The organism is Paucibacter soli (genome assembly GCF_037482845.1).
Lineage (GTDB): Bacteria > Pseudomonadota > Gammaproteobacteria > Burkholderiales > Burkholderiaceae_C > Paucibacter_B > Paucibacter_B soli.
Genome location: NZ_JBBHJW010000002.1, coordinates 97334 through 116646 on the forward strand (window position 1 = coordinate 97334; position 19313 = coordinate 116646).

The window sequence follows — 19313 nt, forward strand, 5'->3', positions numbered from 1 at the left end:
CCACACGAGGTGATCGGCATGCGGCTGGCAAACTTAAGTCCTCCTTACAATGCCTCACATGAATCGTCCCAGCGAAGCCGCCTCCGACCGCCGCCCCAGCAGGGGCAGCCCGCGGCTGCTGGCGATGTGGCTGGCCGGCCTGCTGCTGCTGAGCTTGGGCATCTACCTGGGCCACGAAGAGAGCGGCTCGGGGCTGTTGCTGCTGGGCCTGGTCTGCGGCGTAGCGCTCTTGCTGGGCGCGGTGGCCACGACCTGGCATGTGGCGGTGCGGCTGACGCGCGCGCGCCTGACCGAGGCCTTGCGCGAGGCGCGCCAGCATGCGCAGTTGCTGGCGCAGCTGCAGCCGCACTGGCAATGGCAGACCGATACCGAGCACCATCTGGTGCGATGGCAGGCGCCGCAGGTGGCGCCCAGCTCCAGCTGGGTGGGCATGGCCGCCACACAGTCGCTGTGGGAGCGCTTTGCCCTGGTGGACAGCGATGCCTCGCTGCAGGAACGCCTGGACCAGCACCTGCCTCTGCACGATGTGCTGGTGCAGGCTTGCGCCAGCGAGGCGGGTGGTACGTCGGCGCGCTGGCTGCTGCGGGCCCAGGTTTGCCTGGATGCCAGCGGTCGCTTCTGCGGCTACCTCGGGACGGCCGCGCCCATTGCTGCTGAGCCCGCCACTGAGCCCGCGCCGGTCCCCGCAGCCGCGCCCACCCAGCCCTGGCTGCAAGCCATGCCCGGGCCCGCCTGGTTGCTCAGTGCGCCCACCGATGGCCATGGTCACGGCGTCAAGCTGCTTGATCTCAACGATGTGGCGGCGCAGCTGATGGCGCGGCCGGCCGAGCAGTTGCTGGGCATGAACTGGGGTGCCTGCCAGGATGCGCTGCCGGCCGAGATTCGCGAGGCGCTGGCGCAGCCGGGGGCGCATGGCGGCGTGGCCTGCGGCCATTGGTGGCTGTGCAGCAGCATGCTGCGCCTGGACGGTACGGGCCCGGCGCAGTTGCTGAGCCTGTGGCCGCAGGGGGCGCCCGATTCGGTGCCCGCGGCACTGGCACTGGATGCGGCCGAGGTGGCGCGCGCCGACCAGGAATCCTTCAGCTACACGGTCTCGCACGATTTGCGCGCGCCGCTGCGCGTCGTGGAGGGTTTTGCGCGCATCCTGAAGGAGGACTATGGTCGCCTGCTGGACCGCATCGGCAACGACCATATCGACCGCGTGATGGGCGCGGCGACGCGTATGAACAGCATGATCGATGCGCTGCTCTCGCTCAGCCAGCTGTCCTCGCGGCCGCTGCAGCGCGAGGTCGTCAACCTCAGCCAGATGGCCACCCTGGTGCTGGACGAGTTGAAGCGCGCCAATCCCGAGCGTGCCATCGAATGCTATGTGCAGCCCGGTATGCAGGTGCAGGGCGACCCGACGCTCTTGCGCATGGTGCTGGAGAACCTGCTGGGCAATGCCTGGAAGTACAGCGGCAAGCGCGAGCTGGCGCAGATCCGTTTCGAGACGCGGCTGGAGCAGGGCGAGCGCATCTTCATGGTGGCCGACAACGGCGCTGGCTTCGACATGCGCTTTGCCGACCGCCTTTTCGAGGTGTTCCAGCGCCTGCACAGCGCCAGCGATTTCCAGGGCACCGGCGTGGGCCTGGCCTCGGTACGCCGCATCGTGCGCCGCCATGGTGGCGACATCTGGGCCGAGTCCGAGGTGGGCGGCGGCGCGCGCTTCTTCTTTACGCTGACTTGATCAGCTGTGGCCCGGCAGGGCCAGCAATTCCACCGCTTCGATCAGCCGCAGCGCCTGCTCGGGCAGGGGGCGCGCCTCGTGCGCGGCCAGCTTCTGCAGCCGCGCCAGCGCCTCGTCGCGCGAGAGCGAGTAGCGGTGCATCAGGATGCCCACCGCCACCGGCACCGGCTGGGCCAGGGCCTCGCCGCCGACGGCCGCCGGCCTGGGCTCGGGCGCGGCGCTGCGCTTGGCAAAAGCGGCCTCCACGGCCGGCACGATCTGGTGGATGTCCAGCGGCTTGACCAGGTAGGCCACCGCGCCCAGCGCCTTCACCTTGGCGACGGTGTCCTCGTCGGCAAAGGCGGAGAGGAACATGAAGGGCAGTTGCAGGTACTCGCGCAGATAGGCGGCCACATCGAAGCCGCTCATGCCTTCCATGCGGATGTCCAGCAGGGCGAGGTCGGGGCGATGCTCGCGCGCCAGCAGGATGGCGTCGTCGCCGTTGTCGGCGTCGATCACCTCGTAGCCGGCCTGTGAGAGGCCATGCGTCAGCGTGGCCAACACCAGCCGGTCGTCATCGACCACGAGTATCTTGCCCTTCGTGCTCACAATCTCAGCCCCCTCGTTTGGCTTCATTGTCGCCGAATTGAGAATTTCGCTCAGAGCGGCGCCAGCAGGTTCACGCTGGGCGGGTAGAGCTGCACCGTGCAGACCACCTGATCGCCCTGGTTCTCCATGCTCAGAATGGCCGAGCGGCGCGGCAGCAGGGCGCGCACCAGCCCCAGGCCCGAGACCCCGCCCGGCACATCGGCGAGCTTGAAGCCCTCGGGCAGCTGGCCGGGGTTGCTGATCTCCACCGCCACATGGCCCTGCTCGCAGAGCAGGCGGCAGCACACCTGGCCCTGCTCGCCGCTGTGCTTGATGGCGTTGGTGAGCAGCTCGTTGAGCGTCAGCGCGATCGGGATCGACTCGGCTTCGGGCAGGCCCCAGAGGTGGCTCTGCCCGGCCAGTTCGCCGGCTATCTCGGTGCGGATCTCGCGTCCGAACATGCGCTGCACCGAACCGGTGATGGCCTCCACCACCTTGCGCACGCGCAGCGGACCGGAGGCGCCGACCTGCAGACCGTAGACTTGGGCAATCGCCTGCACCTGGCCCACCGCCTCGCTGATCACCGCCTTGACCTCGGGCCGGCGCGCCGCGATCTGCTGTAGCAGCCCGGCCACGCCCTGCAGATTGTTCTTGATGCGGTGGTGCACCTCGCGCACCAGCAGCTCGCGCTGCGAGATCGCCGCTTCCAGGCGCGCCTCTTCGGCGGCGCGGTGTTCGGTGACGTCGCTGGCCACCAGCAGCAATTGCTCGGGCTCGCTGCTGTCGCCCAGCTCGTTGATCTCGCTGAGGTGCAGCAGTCGCGCATCCCAGACGCTGGTCTGGCCCTCGCGACCGAGCCGGTATTCGCGGTGCGTCACCGCGTCCACCAGCAGGGCATCCTCCATGTCGCGACGCAGCTGCTCGCCCCGCTCGGCGCCGAACAGTTCCTCGGGGCTGGCGCCCAGCAACTCGGCCTCGCTGCGGCCGGCCAGGCGCGCCGCCACCTGGTTGATCTTCTCGACCCTGAGGGTCTTGGCATCGTGCAGGCTGATGGCCAGCGGCGCGGCCTCGATGATGCGACGCAGCGAGGCCTGGGCGGCCAGGGTCTGGGCCTCGGCCTGGCGGCGGCGCTCAATGTCCAGCAGCGCATAGGTGAGCTGGCGGCCGGTCTCTTCAAGGCCGGTGACCACCGCATTGCCCACCACCCAGAACTCGCGCCCGTCGCGCGCTTTCAGGCGGCATTCGAAGGTTTCGGCCTGGCCCTCGGTGAGCTCGTCCAGGTAATGCGACTGGCGGAACGGGTGGTCGGGGTCAGGTGTTGCCACGATGCTCATGGGCTGGCCCGCGAAGGCGCTCAGATCGCCGCCAAACATGCGGCGCGCCGAGCGGTTCATCCATTCGATGCCGCCGCGGCCCACCGTGACGATCCCCACCAACACCGAATCCAGCACCGCGCGCTCGCGCTCGGTCTGCAGCATCAGCGACTGCTGGGCGCGCCAGCGGTCGTCCACGTTCACATAGGTGGCAATCAGGCCGGCCTCGGGCTGGCCGCGGCGCATCGCGCGCTTGCTGACCTGCATCCACAGCGAGCTGCCGTCGCGCCTGCGCACGCGGCGCTCGCCGCGCCACAGGCCCGAGCGCGTCAACGCCGCCTGCATGGCCGCCTGCTGGTGCTCGTAGTCGGCGGCCGATTCGAACAGCTCCTGCAGCGGCAGGCCGGAGAGCTCGTGGATGCGATAGCCGGTGAGGCTGGCAAGCGCATCGTTGGCGCGCTCGATCCTGCCCTGGCGCAGGATCGCGATGCCCACGTCGGAAAGGCTGAACATCAGCTCGCGGTCCTGCACCAGGCTTTCGAGTTCGGCCTGCTGGGCCTTCAGCCGGCTGATGTCGCTGATCACGGCGATGGTCTCGGTCTCCGCCTGTGGCACGGCGGCGAGCACGCGGCGCAGGCTCAGCGAAAGCCAGCGCGCGGTGCCGGGCGCCTCGGTGCCAACCTGCACGAACTCGGCCTCGAAATGCTGTTGCGGCTCCAGCCCCGGCAGCGCCAGCTGGATCTGCTGGCATAGATCGGGCAGGGCGGCGAACAGCTGGCCGATGCTGGCGCCGGCATGCAGGGGCTGCTCGAAGCCGAGCATGCGGCCGAAGCCGGGGTTGCAGCGCACCAGCTGCTCGCCGCGCAGATAGGCCAGGCCCAGGCTGGCGCCGTCCATGATGGTGGCCAGCTCGTGCAGCAGCTGCTCGCTGCGCGCCTGTGCCTGCTGCTGGGCCGTCATGTCCAGCGTCACCACCGAGGTGGTGCGCTGGCCGGAGGCAAGCTGGCCGGGTTCCACGCGTGTCAGCAGCCAGCGCCGCCCCAGCTCGGGATGGCGCACCGCATAGCGCACCTCGGCACGCTCGCCGCGCTTGAGGGCGTGCTGCAGGCGTTCGAATTCGGCCATCGAATCGGGCTCGACGATGTCGCGGCCCACGCCCTGCAGGCCCTGCAGGGCATGGGCCGGGGACGCGCCCGGAGCAGCTGGCTTGGCGGCGCGTGGACGCAACCAGCCAGCGTCCTGGGCGAAGGTGGCCAGGCCGACGCCCGCGGTGTCCATCAGTGCGTCGAGCTGCTGGTGTGCCAGGTCGCGCTCCTGTTCCAGGCTGCGGTCCTCCAGCACCGCCATATAGCGGCGTGCCGCGCCCGGCGCCTGCTGCATCGCGCGCAGCCGGCCCTGCAACCAGCGCGTCTTGCCGGCCGGGTCCACCAGGGTGGCCTGGGTGAGGTAGATCTGCGTGCTGTGCTTGAGCGCGTCGAGCAGGCTGCCCTCGCGCCAGGCCAGCAGCTGCTGCAGCGCGGGCGGGGTATCGAACAGGCTGGTGGGTGCGTCGATGGTGAGCGCGGCGAAGGCGCTGTTGCACTTGAGCAGCAGGCCGCCCTCGTCGAACACCACCATGGGTAACGGGTTGATGTCCAGCCACTGCTCCATCTCGCGCTGCGAGCGCTCGGCCTGCTCGCGCGCGGCCAGCTCGGCGGTGCAGTCCTGCAGCAGGCAGATGTAGAGCGGCGGCTGGCTTTCGTCGCTGATGCGGTGCTGGCTGGCGCGCATCCAGCGCTCGCGGCCGCTGGCGTCGAGCAGGCGGAACTCCGCTGGCGCCTGTACGCGCCGGGTGAGCGAGCGCGCCAGCGCGCGCTGCGGGCGACTCGCGCGCTGGGCGACGCGGTCGGCGGGTGCCAGCCAGTCGAGCAGATCGCGCCCCACCAACTGCTCCAGCGGGCGCCCGAACAGCTCCAGAAAGGCATGGTTGGCCACCACCAGCTTGTACTGGGCGTCCTGCACATAGGCGGGGAAGGGCGAGGACCAGAAGATCTTGATCAGCTCGCGCGCCCAGCCGGGTGACGAGAGCACGACCTGGTCCAGCAACTGGCCGGCGCTCGCTTCGGCGGCGGCTTGGGTAGTCTGAGACTCGGCCAGGGCCTCCAGCCTGGCGTGCAGGATCCAGCGCGCCGGGTCGTCGGCCTCCACCGCCAGCAGCTGCAGCTGCGCGCGCGTGCCATCGTTCAGCGCCAGGGTGGGGGCGGCCGGCACGCGCCGCTGCTCGCGCAGCGCATGCATGGCCAGGGTGAGCCAGTCCTGCAGCTTGCTGCCCTTGCCGGAGCGCAGCGGCGGCAGCTGCGCGCCGGGCCTGACGCCCAGCCGCGTCTGCGCCGCCGGGTTGGCCTCCAGCACCTGCAGGCGCTCGTCCAGCAGCACCACGGCGTCGCCCAGCCCGCTCATCAGGGAGCGCAGGGCGGAAAGGTCTTGTGAGAGCAGCGAAAGCTGGGAGGGCATGGAGCGGCAGTTTAGGTGCTCACTCCAGCTGCGCCGCCTTGCTCAGCGCGCGCAGCAGCGCATGGTTGATTTCCTCGGCGCCCAGCATCAGCGTCTCGGCCGCGCTGCGGAAGTCGAACACCGATTCGTTCTCGATCGCGTGGATCAGCTCCAGATAGGGCTGGTAGGGGCCGGTCTTCTCGACCAGGGCCTGGCGCACGCGCTCGGGCATGGGGATGGATTGCAGCAGCTTGTCGAAAGGCTGCTTGAGCATATGGTCCAGCAGCGAGAACAGGCCGCAGATGAACATCTCATCGCGCAGCTCGGCGTCGCTCATGCCCTTGGCCAGCTCTTCGAGCAGCAGGCCGCGGCGCAGCGCGGCATGCATCACCGGGCGCATATTGTGGTCCTTGCTGGCGGTCGTCAGCAGCAGGGCCAGCCAGCGCTTCAGGCGCGGATAGCCCAAGAGCATGATGGCGTGGCGGAACGAGGTGACCTCCACCGGCAGGCCAAAAGCGGCCGAGTTCAGGTAACGCAAGAGCTTGAAGGCCAGGCTGGGGTCGCGTTTCAAGGTCTGCTCCAGGCGCGCGATGTCCTCGCCCTGGTCAACGCGCGACATCAGCTCGACGATCACCTGCAGGTCAGCCTGGATCTCGTTCTTGCCCGCGGGCGTGGCCGGCGCTTCGAACTCGCCATGCATGGGCCAGCCCAGCACCGACTGGGCGCCGCGCTGGAAACACTCGTCGAAATCCGCGGCACTGCGCACACCGGTGAACAGCAACCGGCCACCAGCCGGCAACTGGTGCGCGCCAGCGGTGTTGGCACGCTCCTCGTCCAGGTCCAGCACCACCTGCTTGAAGCCGGGCGGCATGGCGCCGTGCGGGCGCCCCTTGAGGATCAGCCCAAGGCCCTCGGCGGCGCGCGCCGCCAGGCATTCGGCCAGGCTGGCGTCGCCGGCCAGGAAGCTGGGCAGTTCGAGGCTGATGTTCTTGGGCAGAGGCCTGGCCAGCAGGTCCTTCAGCAGGCCCTCGCTCAGGATGTTGAGCAGCACCGGTGCACCACCGGCGGGCCAGACATCCTGCACCGCCGCGAGCAGTTCGCCGGCATCCAGCTTGGCATCGGGGCGCAGCGGGAAGATGGTCAGGCGGCTGGCTTCGATGAGGCGTTGCTTGTCGACCATGGGCGTATAGCCCAGGGCCAGCGATCCCAGGATGCTGTGGTGATTCATCAGTTGTTTATGTATTGGAACAGGGACATGCGTTGCACCATGGCATAGGTCTTGAGTGCCGCGTCGTAGCCGGTCTGCTGGTTCTGGAAGTCCGAGATACCTTGCACCATGTCCAGATCCTCGGCAGCCGAGCGTTCCTGCTGACTGTACTGCTTCAGCGCCGCCATGCGGTTCTCGGAACCGTCCAGATTGTTCATGCGTTCGCCCACCTGGCTGCGGATATTCTGCAAATTGCTCATCGAGGCATCCAGATCGCGCAGCGCGACCAGATTGGCCTGGGTGATCTCGGCGCCGCCGCGGTTGGTGATGCGCAGATCGGCAATGGCCTGGTCCAGCACGCCGAACAGTTTCAGGTCGCTGCTGGACGGCTTGATGTGGAACAGATCACCATCGGCCGGCGCACCGCCGATCTGCACCGCCATGCCCTCGAAGCTGAGGGTCTGGCCGGGCGAGAAGGCGCCACTCTGCACTGCGCCGGTGTCGGTGTTGGTGAAGGTATAGGTGGCCGCTGGGGCGACACCGCTGATGGCGATGTCGTAGTTGTTGCTGGTGAGCTGCTTGGGGTCGAGCACCCGGCCCGAGTCGATCCAGCCCTTGGCCGGCGAGCCGGTGATGCTGTTGGGCGCCGCGCTGGTGACGAAGCTGCCGTTGCCGCTGCGGCCCTGCTCCCAGGTCAGGCGGCCGTCCACGGTGAGAGCGAAGCTGTCCAGGTTGCCGGTTTCCACCGAGCCCGGCAGGCCGGCGAACACCACACCGCCCGGCGTGTCCAGGAAGGGCGGGTTGCTGGAACCCTGGCCGGAGAACAGGAAGCCGCCGACGCCGTCGGGGCGGTTGGCGATCGAGAGCAACTGGGCGCGCAGGCCTGCGATCTTGTTGGCCAGGCCGGCGCGCTCGGGGTCGCTGTAGCTGGCATTGCCGGCCGCCACCAGGGTCTCGCGGATCTGCTGCAGGATCTCGCCCGCATCGCCGAGCGCCGATTCGCTCAGCGTCATCGAATTACGGCTGGCATCCAGCGCGCGCTGGTTGGCCTCCACAAGGCCGATCGAGGCGAGCGCACGTTCGGCACGGGCGGCGCCCGTGGGGTCGTCGCTGGCGCGCTCGACGCGCTTGCCCGAGGTAAGGCGCTGCTGCGAGTCCTGCATATGCTGCTGGCGCTTTTGCAGGGTGGCAATGCTGGCATCGAAGATATTGGCGGTAGACAAACGCATGATTCAGCCCTCGGCGACACGCTTTATTGCATCAACGCTGCGACAGCGACAGCAGTTCCTGGAAGATGGTCTGGGCGGTTTGCAGTACCTTGGCGGCGGCCTGATAGCCCTGCTGGAACTGCATCAGCCGGGCCGCCTCCTCGTCCAGATTGACGCCGGCAAAGCCAGCACGCGTAGCCTCAGCATCCGCGGCCACGCTGGCCGAGACGTCCGACAGGTAGTTGGCACCCTGCACGCGCGCGCCGATCTCCGACATCGAGGCCGCATAGGCGTCGGTGATGCTGGCGCCGGCCGAGAGGCTGCCGTCGGGCAGCACGCTCTGGCCGATATAGGCTTCCTTCTGCAGTGCCAGGAAGGCCTTGGCATTGCCGTTGTTATTGGCAGGGAACTTGGTCAGCGTGATCGCTATGGTGTCGCCGGGAAAGGCCACGCCGTTGACCGTCTCGGCCACCTTTGGCACGCCGTTGATGCTCAGCCTGAAGCCCAGGTCCATCGGCGGCACCGCATTCGGATCCACGCCAATGCTGTCGCCGGCATGCCAGGTGCCGGTGTAGACCGTGCCATCGGCCAATGTCAGCTGGTAGTCCAGCCCCTTGGGATCGAGGGCATTGGTATTGGTGAAGCTCAGCGAGGCCGGCACCTTGTCCAGCGTCGGATCGCTCAGGTTGTAGAGCCCATGCACGTTCGGGTTCACCGCGAACAGCGCGTCTACCGTGGCGGTGCCGCGGTTGCTCACATTGGCGTTGGCGCTCAGTGGCGAGGCCGCGGCGATGCCCGAGGTGGCGTCGAGCACGCGCCTCATGTCGATGGCGCTGTTGGCCACCGGTTCGAGCACGAAGCTATCTGTTGCGATCGGTGGGCCGGCCGGGAAGGTGATGGTGAAGCCGTCCACCTGGTCTCCGGCGGCCACCGTGCGCGTCAGGCCGTCCGAGAGCCGCACCAACTGGTACTTGCTTGGGTCGCTGGGGTCGGCCGTGAGCTTGTAGGAGCTGGCTTGCAGCAGATTCGATTGCCCCGGCACCAGCTCCAGCTTGACCGGCGTGGCATAGCTGCCATCGGGGTTCTTGGCATTGGTGGCGGCAGGCAGGGCGCGCGGCTTGCCGATCGCGAAGATCGGGTCGCCGACACCAGGTGGCTGGGACATGTTCCAGCCCAGCGCCTGTTGTTCGTTGACGCGCGTCGCCACCGCGCTAGCCAACTGACCGATCATATTGCGTGCGTCCTGCAGATCCTTGTTCTGGTAGTTCAAGAGCGCGGCGATCGAGCCGCCGGTGAGCACACTCTCGTCCAGGGCACGCGTGCGCTGACCCTCGGTGATGCTGACGGTGGCGCGGGTGTTGTCGTAGGGGTCGCGGCTGACCGAGAGTTGCAGGGCATCGGCGCCCAGCACCAGGCGCTGGCCGCCGCCGATGAAGACGCCCAGCGTGCCATCGTCGGCCGGCAGGGTCGAGATCTGCATGTACTCGGCAAGCTGCGAGACCAGTTGGTCGCGCTGGTCCAGCAGGTCGTTGGGCGTGTGGCCGGTGCCGTTGGCGCGCGCGATCTGGTCATTGGCGGTCGCGATCTGTTTGGCCAGTTGATTGACGACGGATACATTGGCCGAGAGGTCGCTCACCACCCCGGCCTGCAGGTCGGTGAGCTGCTGGCCGGCGCCGGCGAAGCGCGAGGCGAGTTCGCGTGCGCGGCCCAGCACCACCTGGCGCGCCGAGGGGTCGGCCGGATGGCTGGCCACGTCCATGAGCGAATTCAGCAGCTGGTTGGCGGCAAAGCCCAGTCCTTGCTCGCCGGGCGGGAACAGCTTCTCCAGCTGCGCCAGCTGGTTGTTGGCGGTGCTGTCCATCGCCGCGATCGACCTGGAGTTGGCGGCTTCCTTGGTGAGGAACTCGTTGTGGCTGCGTGTCACGGTCTGCACCACCACGCCCTTGCCGAAGAAGCCCGCGCCGGTGACCTGGCCGACCGGCGTGGTCAGCTGCACCTGCTGGCGCGAATAGCCCGGCGTGTTGGCGTTGGCGATGTTCTGGCCAATGGTCTGCAAGGCCGCCTGGTTGGCGAACATCGCGCGCATGCCCAGCGAGAGCAGTGCTCCGGTGCCCATGATCTGTCCTTAGGCCAGGGCGCGCTGCACGCGCACCGTGGTGTTGATGACGCGCGCCAGCTTGTCGGCGTAGTCGGGATCGGTGGCATAGCCGGCCTTCTGCAGGCCGCGTGCAAAGCCCTCGGCCGTGCCGGCCTTGGCCACCACCTCGCGGTAGCGCTCGTTGCTGCCGATCAGCCTGGCATAGTCCTTGAAGGCCTCGTCGTAGCTGCCATAGGCGCGGAACTTGGCACTCACCTTCTGGGGTTTGCCGTCGATGTATTCGGTGGTCTGCACCTCGGCCACCTTGCCGGACCAGCCGGGCGTGGCCTTGATGCCGAAGACGTTGAAGGACGGGCTGCCGTCCTTGTTGCTGATCTCGCGTCGGCCCCAGCCCGACTCATGCGCCGCCTGCGCCAGCATGAAGCTGGCGGGGATGCCGGTCTGCTCCTGGGCCGACCTCGCGGCCGCGTCGTGCTTCTGGATGAAGCTTTGCACATGCGGCGCGATACCCTTCTTGGCCAGCGCTGGCAGGGGCTGCAGGGGTTTCACCGCTTCCTTGCCCACGTCGGCCATGCCCATCTGGCGCTGCAGCTGGCGCTCGATGGCGGCGGAGAGCCCCCCCGGCAGGCCGGTCATCTTGCCGGCGAACTGCTGGTCCAGCATCTCGGTGCCCATCTGCGTGGCGGAGTTGTCGAGCAGGCCCGAGGACAGGGTGGAGGCGCGCATGCTCTTCATCACCTCCTGCATGAAGAGCGATTCGAACTGCTTGGCGGCTTCCTTGATGGAGGCCTTGGGGTCGCGTGCGGCGGCGGCCTTGAGGGCGTCGATCGAGCGCGTGTCGGCGTTCAGCGCGTTGCCGCCACTGTAGCCACCGGAATATGTGCCGGTATTGAGGGGCAGGGGATTGAAGGCCATGTCAGATCACCTCAAGTTCCGCGGTGATGGCGCCGGCGCTCTTCATGGCTTGCAGGATGGCCAGCAGGTCCTGCGGGGTGGCGCCCAGCGCATTCAGTGCCTTCACCACATCGGCCAGCTTGGCGGTGGTGGGCAGCTGGATCAGCGCGCCGGGTTCTTGCTTGATCGAGATATCGGTCTTCTCGGTGACGGTGGTCTGGCCGCCCGAGAACGGGCCGGGCTGGCTGACCTGGGGCGTGGAGCTGATCGTCACCGACAGGCTGCCATGCGCGATCGCGCAGGCGGCGAGCGCCACCGCCTGGTTCATCACCACCGAGCCGGTGCGCGCATTGATGACCACGCGCGCGGCCGGGCTGCTGAGGTCCAGCGGCAGGTCTTCCAGATCGGCCAGGAAGCTGACGCGCTGGTCCGGGTCGGCGGGCACCTTGACGCGCACGCTGCGGCCGTCCAGCGCCTGGGCCACGCCCTCGCCCTTGGCGCGATTGATGGTGCGAGCGAGGTTGCGCGCGGTGTTGTAGTCGGCCGCGTTGAGGTCGAACTGGATGCTGTCGCCGGTCTGCAGCGCGGTGGGCACGCTGCGCTCCACCAGCGCGCCCGCGGGCACGCGGCCGGCGCTCAGATGATTGATCTGCACCTTGGAGCCGCCCGCCGAGGCGCCGGCGCCGCCGACGATCAGATTGCCCTGGGCCATCGCGTAGATCTGGCCGTCGGTGCCGCGCAGCGGCGTGGCTATCAGGGTGCCGCCGCGCAGGCTCTTGGCATTGCCGATCGAGGACACCACCACATCGAGCTGCTGGCCGGGCTGGGCGAAGGGTGGCAGCGAAGTGGTCACCATCACCGCGGCGATATTGCGCGGCTGCATGGTCACGCCCTGCGGCAGGATGACGCCGAACTGCTGCAGCATCGCCGTCAGGCTCTGGCCGGTGAAGGGTGCTTGCGTGGTCTGGTCGCCGCTGCCGTCGAGGCCGACGACGAGGCCATAGCCCACCAGGGGGTTGCTGCGCACGCCCTGTACGCTGGCCACTTCCTTGATGCGGGCGGCCTGGGCGCTGGCGCCGACGAGGGCCAGGCTCAGGACAAACCACCCGAGAAGGCGCTGGAACTGCTGCGAGAGGGGGGTGGTAGACATGGCGGCCGCACGTGAGACTGGTGCGACCGATTCTGGAGAAACTTAAACGGGCGAAAGGTTCAAAAAGAAGCGCGACAACCAGCCTATTCCATGCGCGTCGTTGACGACCCCGCGGCCGCGCTGTTCGATGCGCACATTCGCCACCGAGGCCGAGGGCACGGTATTGCCCTGCAGGATGCTGCGCGGGTCGACCTGGCCCGAAAAGCGCAGCACGTCGACGTTGTGGTTCACGCCGATCTGCTTCTCGGCGCTGATCATCAGGTGGCCGTTGGGCAGCACGGCGGTGACCACCGCGGTGATGGTGCCGCTGAACTCGTTGGTGTTCTGGTTGCTGCCCTTGCCGGTGGCCTTGTTGCTCGACGAGCCCGCCGCCGAGGCGCGCCCGAAGGAATTGCTGGAGATGCCGGGCAGGGCGGTCACGCCGGCGCTCAGCGTGCCGCTCTTGTCGAGCTCGCTGGTGGAGCTCTGGCTGGCGCTGACCTTCTCGACGATCTGTATCGTCAGCGTGTCGCCCACCAGGCGCGCACGGTGATCCTCGAACAGCGGCCGGTAATTGGCCGCCTGGTAGATGGCACCGTTGGCCGCCACCACCGTGGGGGCGGCCGGCAGCTGCACCACCGGCGCGTTCTGCATTTCGATATGCGGCTCGCGGTACATGGTGCTGCAGCCGCCCAGGCCGGCCAGGGTCAGCAACAGCAGGGGCATGGACTTGGTCATGATGCAGCGCCTCAGAGTTGCGCGAGCTTTTGCAGCATCTGGTCCGAGGTCTGCACCGCCTTGGAGTTGAGCTCGTAGGCGCGCTGGGTCTGGATCATCTGCACCAGCTCTTCCACCACATTGACGTTGGAGGTCTCGACGAAACCCTGCTGCAGCGCGCCCAGGCCGTTGGCATTGGGGGCGCCGGCGTTCGGCGTGCCGGAGGAGGCAGTCTCGGTGAAGAGGCCCTGGCCGCGCGGTTCCAGGCCCGAGGGGTTGACGAAATTCGCCAGCTGGATCTGACCCACCGACTGCGGCGTGCTGCTGCCCGGCACGGTCACGCTGACGGTGCCGTCCTGGCCTACGGTGACGCTCTGCGCGGTGGCTGGAATCGTGATGCCTGGCAGCAGGGTGTAGCCGTTGTTGGTGACGAGCTGGCCGGTGGCGTCGATCTGGAAGGCGCCGTCGCGCGTGTAGCCGGTGGTGCCGTCGGGCAGCTGGATCTGGAAGAAGCCGCTGCCCTTGATCGCCAGATCGGCGTTGTTGCCGGTCTGCTGCAGATTGCCCTGGCTGAAGTTGCGCGAGGTGGCGACGGTGCGCACCCCCAGGCCCAGCTGCAGGCCGGTGGGCAGCTGGGTCTGGTCGGTGGTGTTGGCGCCGGTCTGGCGCAGGTTCTGGTAGATCAGGTCCTCGAACACTGCATGGCTGCGCTTGAAGCCATTCGTGCCGACGTTGGCAAGGTTGTGCGAGATGGCGTCCAGCTGGGTCTGCTGGGCTTCCATGCCGGTCTTGGCGATGAAGAGGGAACGAATCATGGTGGGCCTCTTTAGTTATTACCAAGCAGCTTGGCGGATGCCTGGCCCTGGGTCTGGGCGATTTGCAGCAGCTTCATTTGTTGTTCGAACTGGCGTGCCGCGGCGATCATGCCGACCATGGTCTCGACCGGGCTGACGTTGGAGCCTTCGAGTGCGCCGTCCTGCAGGCGCGCGGTCTGGTCGGCCGGCAGATCGCCTTCGGCGGCGCGGAACAGGCCGTCGGGCCCGCGCGTGAGCGGCGCCTCGGGCGTGACCAGCTTGAGCCGGCCTATGGTGGTGGGCTTTTGGTTATTGGCCTTGGCGCTGACCGTGCCATCGCCGCCGATCTGCAGCTCGGTATTGGGCGGCACGTTGATCGGGCCGCCGTCGCCCAGCACCTGCAGGCCGTTGCGCAGCACCAGCAGGCCTTCACTGTTCACGTCCAGCGAGCCGGCGCGCGTGTAGGCCTCGGTGCCGTCCAGCCCCTGCACGGCCAGCCAGGCATTGCCGCGCATCGCGACGTCCAGGTTGCGGCCGGTGGCCGAGATCACGCCAGGTTCGGGGTTGTAGCCGACGGTGGTTTCCAGCGCATAGGCGCGCGTGCTGGCGCCGTCGCCGCGCACCGGCACGGCGCGAAAGGCCGCCATCTCGGCGCGAAAGCCATTCGTCGAGACATTGGCCAGGTTGTTGGCGAGCACGTCCTGGCGCTGCATCGAGGCCTTGGCGCCCGCCATGGAGAGGTAGATCATGCGGTCCATGGCGGTACTCCTTGGCGCTCAGAAAGGGCGATCAGCGCAGGTTCACCAGGGTCTGCAGCACCTGGTCCAGCGTCTTGATCGACTGCGCATTGGCCTGGTAGACACGCTGCGCCGTCACCATATTCACCAGCTCGGCGGTCATGTCGACGTTGGACTCTTCCAGCGCACCCGATTGCAGCACGCCCATATTGCCGTCGCCCGGCGTGCCCACCACGGCCTCACCCGAGGCGAAGGTGCGCGACCAGGCGTTGCCGCCCACCGGCTGCAGGCCCTGCGGGTTGCGGAAGGTGGCGAACTCGACCTGGCCGGCCGGTTTGGACTGGCCGTTCGAGTAACGCGCCATGATCACGCCACTGGCGTCGATCTGAATGCCCGAAAGCTGTCCGGGCGCATAGCCGTCCTGCTTGACGTCGGTGACGGCAAAGCTGGTGCCGCCCTCGGTCGCCTTGGTCATGTCGAGCTTGATGCCGGTGATGGGCAGGGTGAGGGTGCCGCGTGAATTCGGCGCGGCCGGGATCACCATGTCCAGCGTGGTGGTGGGCGGCACCAGCTGGCCGATCTTGATCGGCGGGTTGACGGTGTTGTCCTCGTAATTGGCGAACTTCAGCTGCGTATAGGGCGCGCTGGGGTTGCCGCTGGCATCGGCCGGCGTGGGCACGCCGGCCGAGTCCACTTCGACGGGCTTGCCGTTGGCTGTGGCGTAGACGTTCCAGGTCACGGTGGAGGTCGGGTCGGGCGGCGGCGGGTTAGGCGACTGTTTCTGGAAGTAGAAGGTCAGGGCCACGTCCTGGCCCTTGGCGTCATAGACCGTCAGCGACGTGGCGTTGTTATAGGTCTTGGCATCGTCCAGCTTCATGGTCTGCGGGCCGGCCGGATCGGGGGCGGTGGTCTTGGCGCGCGAGTCCAGATTGAATTCCATATTGATCTTCTGCGTCACCGCGGGCGTGATGCCGGCGGTGGGCAGCTGCAGCGGCTGGGCCAGGCCAGGCTGGATCTGACCGGTGCCGTCGGCCGGGTAGCCCAGCAGCTTGAGGCCCGAGTTGTTGACCACAAAACCCTGGCGGTCGATCTTGAACTGGCCGTTGCGCGAGTACAGCGTGGGGTTGAGCCCGTCGCTGACCTGGAAGAAACCGGCGCCGTTGATGGCCAGGTCCATCGGGTTCTCGGTGGTGGAGATATTGCCCTGCGTGAACTGCTGCGACACCGCGGCCAGCGAGGTGCCGATGCCGACCGGGCTCTGGCCGGCGCCATTCAGCGCACTGGCGTAGACGTCGGCGAACTCGGCGCGCGAAGATTTCGAGCCAAAGGTATTGGCATTGGCGATGTTGTTGCCGATCACCTCGAGGTTCTTGCTCGCTGCGTTCAGCCCGGATAAGCCTTGTTGGAAGCCCATGATGTGTGGTCCTGTCTGGTCTGGTGTCGGTAAGGCGGGGTCAGTCGATCGTCTTCAGGCTGGTGTAGTCCACCGGGCCCAGGTGCTGCAGCTGCAGCTGCAGCTTGCCGCTGTTGTTGTTGACCGCCACCACGCGGTCCGAGGCATAGCTGGTGCTGGCCAGCGCCGCGCTGCCGCTGGTCGCGGTGATGCGGAAGGTGAGCTTGCCGCTGGTGTCAAGCTGCTTGGGGTCCCAGCTGAAGCCGTGCAGGCCGCTGGTCTGGGCGCCCAGTTCCACCGTGTCCACCACTGCTCCGGAGGCGTTCATGACCTCCAGCTTGACGCGGTCGGCGGGGCTGGCGATCTCGAAGCTGCCTTCGCCCTTGCCGGTCTCGGCATTCATGTCGATGCGGTTGCCCGCCACCGACACGTCGCGTCCCACCAGGCCTACGCCCTGCAATACCTGCATCTGGCTGAACTGGCTGCCCAGGCTGCTGGACATGGCCTGCAGATTGCTGTTGAGCGTGCTGATACCGCTGACGGTTTGGATCTGCGCCATCTGCGTCGTCACCTGGCCGTTGTCCATCGGGTTCATCGGGTCCTGGTTCTTCATCTGCGCCACCAGCAGCTTGAGAAAGCGGTCCTGCGTGTCGGCCGCGGTCTGCGCCGCATCCTTGCCGGCACCAGCCTTGGTGGTGGTGGTCGTGCCACTCGTGGTCGAGGGGGTGACAGTGCTGACAGCCATGGCGAGCTCCGGGCGGCGGGTCAGGATTGACCCATTTGCAAGGTCTTGAGCAACAGGCTCTTGGCTGTCGTCATGACCTCGATATTGTTCTGGTAGGAGCGCGAGGCCGAGATCATGTTGACCATCTCCTCCACGCTGTTGACATTGCTGTAGGTCACATAGCCCTCGGCATCGGCCTTGGGATGCTTGGGGTCGTGCACGCGCCGGCCCGGGGTCTGGTCCTCGGAGATCTCGCTCACGCGCACGCCGGCATTGCCCTGGTCCTGGCCCGCGCCCATCAGCTGGGTCTGGAACACCACCTGGCGCGCCTTGTAGGCCTGGCCGTCGGGGCCGGCCACGGTGTCGGCATTGGCCAGATTGCTGGCCACCACATTGAGACGCTGGCTCTGGGCGCTGACGGCGCTGCCGGCGACATGGAAGATCTGGAACATCGACATGACGCGACTCCTTATGCGGGCTTATGCCGCGTTATGCGACTTCATCGCATCCAGCGTGGTGCGCACGCTGGCGTTGATGAAGCGCAGCGTGGCCTCGTACTTGACCGCGTTGTCGGCGAAGTTGGCGCGCTCGCGGTCCATGTCCACGGTGTTGCTGTCCAGATTGGTCTGCGCCGCCAGGCTATGCAGCTTCTGGCTGTCGCTGCGCGCGCCGGCGGCCGGGCTGATGTGGCCGGCCTGGGTGACGTGCATGGCGCCGGCGCTGGCGATCTGGCCGGTGGCCTCCTTGAGTGCGCGGGCAAAGTCGATGTCGCGGGCCTGGTAGCCCGGGGTGTCGGCATTGGCGATATTGCTGGCCAACAGACGCTGACGCTCAGAGCGCAAGGCCAGGGCCTCGGTCTGGAAGTTCAGTGCGTCAGTGAGTCGGTTGATCATGGGCTTCCCCTTGGAGTCTGCGCGGCCTTCATGCAAGACGCATGGTGGCCATGGGGCAGGTGAAGCGATTGTGGACAGCAGGTCCGAAAACATGAGCGGGAATAGCAAGGACTTCAGGCCGCATTTCGGCGCGCCGACCCCTGCCGCATCGGCCTAGAGTCCGCCCATGCTTCAAAACGCCCTCATTCCCGCTGCCGTCCAGCATGCGCGCCTCGCCGGCGCGGCGCTGGCCTTGGCGCTGGCTGGGGGCGCGGCAGCCGCGCCGCTCGATCCGACCCTGATCGCCCATGTGCAGCAGCTGGCACAGACCGCTGCGCGGGCCGGCGCGCCCGAGCAGGCACGCGTGGAGGTCGAGGTGGGGCAACTGGATGCGCGCCTGCGGCTGGCGCCCTGCGCCCAGGTGGAACCCTATTTGCCGGCCGGCCAGAAGATCTGGGGCCGCAGCCGCATCGGCCTGCGCTGTGTGGATGGCCGCTCGCGCTGGAACGTGACGCTGCCGGTGCAGGTGCTGGTCCATGCCCGTGCCCTGGTGGCCGCCACCCCCCTGGCTGCGGGGACGGTGCTGGCTCAAGAGCATCTGCGCGAGGCCGAAATAGACATAGCGGCAGTTGCCGGGACGGTCACCACCGACCCGGGCCTCCTGTTGGGCCGCCCCTTGAGCCGACCGGTGTCGGCCGGGGAGGCGCTTGGCACGGGGGCGATCAAGCTGCGGCAGTGGTTTGCAGCCGGCGATACGGTACGGGTCTGGGCGCAAGCGCCCGGATTCGCAGTGGCCAGCGAGGGTCAGGCGCTCAGCGCCGGGCTCGAGGGCCAGACCGTGCGGGTGCGTTTTGAGAATGGCCGGACCGTCACGGGTCGGGCCGTCGGTGATCGACGCGTGGAGGTGCTGCTATGAGCACGCCCTTGATCGTGGGTCCGACCTGCGGGGCGGAGCCTGGCAAACATTTTTGCGCCGCGGGGCTAAAGTTCGCGGCTGGATGGTCGATACACCGAAAAACCTGGACAGGTTGGGGGCGAGCCCCTTCCTTTGGAGAGCACCATGAAGATCGGTAACAGCCCTGAGATGCACGCGCCGGCTCAGGTCGGCACAGAGCGCAGCGGCGCGGCCGACGCGGGGCGCGCCCAAGGCCATGCGGCCGGCGGCGCGAAAAAGGCGGGTGGCAGCGAGGCCAGCGCGCATGTTGCGCTGTCCAGCAATGCCAGCAGCCTGATTTCCGGCGTTTCGGACGAAGGCAGCTTCGACGCGGCCAAGGTGCAGCGGATTTCGCAGGCCATCGCCGAGGGCAAGTTCAGCGTCAACGCCGAGGCGATTGCCGACAAGCTGATCGCGAACGCCCAGGAAATGGTCAGCCGAATGTCGCCGCACTGAGGTCCTCGGCTCCCGCAGGGGGCCGGTTTGAGTTCTTTGTGAGCCCTTGTTGTTGAACGCCAACCCGGCGGG

The 19313-nt window shown here is 67.7% G+C and carries 17 protein-coding genes; 3 read left to right on the forward strand and 14 right to left on the reverse strand.

Going from position 1 to position 19313, the window contains the following annotated elements:
* Positions 1–58: 58 nt before the first annotated feature.
* Positions 59–1726 (forward strand): sensor histidine kinase, encoded by a 1668-nt coding sequence (locus WG898_RS05135; protein WP_339601690.1) that lies wholly within the window; start codon positions 59–61, stop codon positions 1724–1726.
* Here WG898_RS05135 and WG898_RS05140 read toward each other — a convergent pair whose 3' ends face one another.
* From WG898_RS05140 to flgB, 14 genes are read right to left on the reverse strand one after another with little or no spacing between them, the layout of a single operon-like run.
* A complete protein-coding gene (locus tag WG898_RS05140; protein WP_339601691.1) occupies positions 1727–2314 on the reverse strand; it encodes a response regulator in 588 nt (195 codons plus the stop codon).
* A 50-nt stretch (positions 2315–2364) separates the two neighbouring features.
* Positions 2365–6099 carry a PAS domain-containing sensor histidine kinase gene (locus WG898_RS05145; RefSeq protein WP_339601692.1) on the reverse strand — a complete coding sequence of 1245 codons (3735 nt, stop codon included), beginning with the start codon at positions 6097–6099 and terminating at the stop codon, positions 2365–2367.
* Between the two features lie 19 nt (positions 6100–6118).
* On the reverse strand, positions 6119–7306 hold the full coding sequence (locus tag WG898_RS05150; RefSeq protein WP_339601693.1) for an EAL and HDOD domain-containing protein: 1188 nt from the start codon (positions 7304–7306) through the stop codon (positions 6119–6121).
* Positions 7306–8514 carry a flagellar hook-associated protein FlgL gene (flgL, locus tag WG898_RS05155; protein ID WP_339601694.1) on the reverse strand — a complete coding sequence of 403 codons (1209 nt, stop codon included), beginning with the start codon at positions 8512–8514 and terminating at the stop codon, positions 7306–7308. Before flgL ends, WG898_RS05150 begins: the two co-directional genes overlap by 1 nt.
* A 31-nt stretch (positions 8515–8545) precedes the next feature.
* Positions 8546–10609, reverse strand: a complete 2064-nt coding sequence (flgK, locus tag WG898_RS05160; protein WP_339601695.1) for a flagellar hook-associated protein FlgK — start codon at positions 10607–10609, stop codon at positions 8546–8548.
* 9 nt (positions 10610–10618) lie between these two features.
* Positions 10619–11506, reverse strand: coding sequence for a flagellar assembly peptidoglycan hydrolase FlgJ (gene flgJ / locus WG898_RS05165; RefSeq protein WP_339601696.1), 888 nt, complete (start codon positions 11504–11506; stop codon positions 10619–10621).
* Position 11507: 1 nt separating this feature from the next.
* A complete protein-coding gene (locus tag WG898_RS05170) occupies positions 11508–12635 on the reverse strand; it encodes a flagellar basal body P-ring protein FlgI (RefSeq protein WP_339601697.1) in 1128 nt (375 codons plus the stop codon).
* A gap of 42 nt (positions 12636–12677) precedes the next feature.
* A complete protein-coding gene (locus WG898_RS05175) occupies positions 12678–13352 on the reverse strand; it encodes a flagellar basal body L-ring protein FlgH (protein WP_339601698.1) in 675 nt (224 codons plus the stop codon).
* Between the two features lie 11 nt (positions 13353–13363).
* Positions 13364–14146 carry a flagellar basal-body rod protein FlgG gene (flgG, locus tag WG898_RS05180; protein ID WP_339601699.1) on the reverse strand — a complete coding sequence of 261 codons (783 nt, stop codon included), beginning with the start codon at positions 14144–14146 and terminating at the stop codon, positions 13364–13366.
* Positions 14147–14157: 11 nt separating this feature from the next.
* The gene (flgF, locus tag WG898_RS05185) at positions 14158–14883 is read right to left on the reverse strand and encodes a flagellar basal-body rod protein FlgF (protein WP_339601700.1); all 726 of its coding nucleotides are present in this window, start codon (positions 14881–14883) and stop codon (positions 14158–14160) included.
* A gap of 31 nt (positions 14884–14914) precedes the next feature.
* The gene (flgE, locus tag WG898_RS05190; RefSeq protein WP_339601701.1) at positions 14915–16276 is read right to left on the reverse strand and encodes a flagellar hook protein FlgE; all 1362 of its coding nucleotides are present in this window, start codon (positions 16274–16276) and stop codon (positions 14915–14917) included.
* Positions 16277–16316: 40 nt separating this feature from the next.
* Positions 16317–17000, reverse strand: coding sequence for a flagellar hook assembly protein FlgD (locus tag WG898_RS05195; protein ID WP_339601702.1), 684 nt, complete (start codon positions 16998–17000; stop codon positions 16317–16319).
* A gap of 20 nt (positions 17001–17020) precedes the next feature.
* The gene (gene flgC / locus WG898_RS05200; protein ID WP_285231405.1) at positions 17021–17437 is read right to left on the reverse strand and encodes a flagellar basal body rod protein FlgC; all 417 of its coding nucleotides are present in this window, start codon (positions 17435–17437) and stop codon (positions 17021–17023) included.
* 21 nt (positions 17438–17458) lie between these two features.
* Entirely contained in the window at positions 17459–17872 is a 414-nt protein-coding gene (flgB, locus tag WG898_RS05205) for a flagellar basal body rod protein FlgB (protein WP_339601703.1), read from the reverse strand.
* A gap of 166 nt (positions 17873–18038) precedes the next feature.
* Here flgB and flgA point away from each other — a divergent pair, with 166 nt between their 5' ends.
* Entirely contained in the window at positions 18039–18767 is a 729-nt protein-coding gene (gene flgA / locus WG898_RS05210; RefSeq protein WP_339601704.1) for a flagellar basal body P-ring formation chaperone FlgA, read from the forward strand.
* A 144-nt stretch (positions 18768–18911) separates the two neighbouring features.
* Positions 18912–19241: a flagellar biosynthesis anti-sigma factor FlgM gene (gene flgM / locus WG898_RS05215; protein ID WP_339601705.1), complete on the forward strand. Its 330-nt coding sequence runs from the start codon at positions 18912–18914 to the stop codon at positions 19239–19241.
* The last annotated feature ends 72 nt before the right edge of the window (positions 19242–19313 follow it).